At 71.9% G+C, this 1,270-nt stretch carries 1 protein-coding gene; it reads right to left on the bottom strand.

From position 1 onward, the window contains the following. Positions 1 to 1,157, bottom strand: a 1,157-nt coding sequence (locus N866_RS18935; protein ID WP_034229777.1) for an ISL3 family transposase, incomplete at its 3' end; no start/stop codon positions are given. Between the last annotated feature and the right edge of the window lie 113 nt (positions 1,158 to 1,270).

The following is a 1,270-nucleotide window of genomic DNA, read 5'->3' as shown; positions in this document are numbered from 1 at the left end:
ACGCCGGTGATGATCAGGACCTCGATCGCCAGCCACCAGGTGCAGATGGTGTCCCAGAGGCGGTCGGTCTCTGGCATCTTCGCGGCCAGGACGTAGGCGCCCAGGCGCATCTTCTCCTGGTGAGCCTCCGCCAGGGAGGCGGTGCGCAGCAGGCGCCGGACCTGCTCCTTGATGCCCCAGGCGGCGCCGAGCTCATCGGTCGGGTCATCGGTGCGCAGCACCCGTTCCAGGCGCGCCCACCCGGCCGGGGACAGGGTGTCGGCTCCGCGCAGGAGCAGGCGCCGGTTGGCCCACGCCGGGTCGGTGGCCGTGCCGCGACGTCCGTACCGGTCCCGGACGGTGCGCTGGCGGACCTTGGTGACCATGTCGTTGGCCAGCGCGACCAGGTGGAACGCGTCGACGCTGATCGCGGCGTCCGGTAGGTGCTCGGTCAGGGCCTTGCGGAACGCCGCGGACGGGTCGATCGCCACGACCTGGACCTGCTCGCGCCAGGCGGGGCTGCGCGCAGCGAGCCAGGCCCCGACACCGGCGCTGTCGCGCCCGTCGACCACGCCCAGGACCCGCCCGGTGTCCAGGTCCACGAACGTGGTCATCCACGGCTCGAAGCGGGCCCACGCGCCGTCGGTGGTCCGGAAGTACCGCACCGAGCGGTAGCGGTGCTCATCAACACCCAGGCGCCGCACCGGGACGGCGTCCACGTCGCTCAGCAGCACCACGACCGCGGACAGGGCGGCCTGGACGGTCCACCAGGACACCGCGAACGCCCGGGCGGTCTCTGACGCGGCCCGCCCCGAGACGACCACCGCAGCCACCAGCGCCTCGCGCAGCCGCCCAGTGGACCGGGCCCTGGGTGGGACCTGGATCGTGGACTCGCTGAACGTCCCCCGCGCACACAGCTCCTCCTGGCAGAACCAGCGCCGCTTGTCCCAGATCACCCGCACCGGGCCCCCGGTCGGGACGTCACGCACCACCTGCCGGCGGCGGGAGTGCACCCGCACCGAGATCACCCCGCAGACCGGGCACCCCGGCGGCGCCGTGCTCTCCACGACGACTTGTCGCTGCCCGTCGGGCAGATCGACCGCGTCGATCACGCGGTAGTCGGGCAGGTTGAAGATCGTGCTCGCAGCATCCCGCTGCGAACCCGTAGGCTCGAACACGGCTCGTGGTCCTCTGGTCCTTGGATGTCTCGACAACACCCATCCCAGCAGGCCACGAGCCTTCTACGTCCCAACGACGCGACCGGCTCCATCACCACGAACCACGAAGAGCC

Source organism: Actinotalea ferrariae CF5-4, from assembly GCF_000603945.1.
In the GTDB taxonomy this organism is placed as follows: Bacteria; Actinomycetota; Actinomycetes; order Actinomycetales; family Cellulomonadaceae; genus Actinotalea; species Actinotalea ferrariae.
The sequence above is the reverse complement of the archived record's forward strand: the minus strand, read 5'-3'. Positions and strand labels throughout refer to the sequence as shown.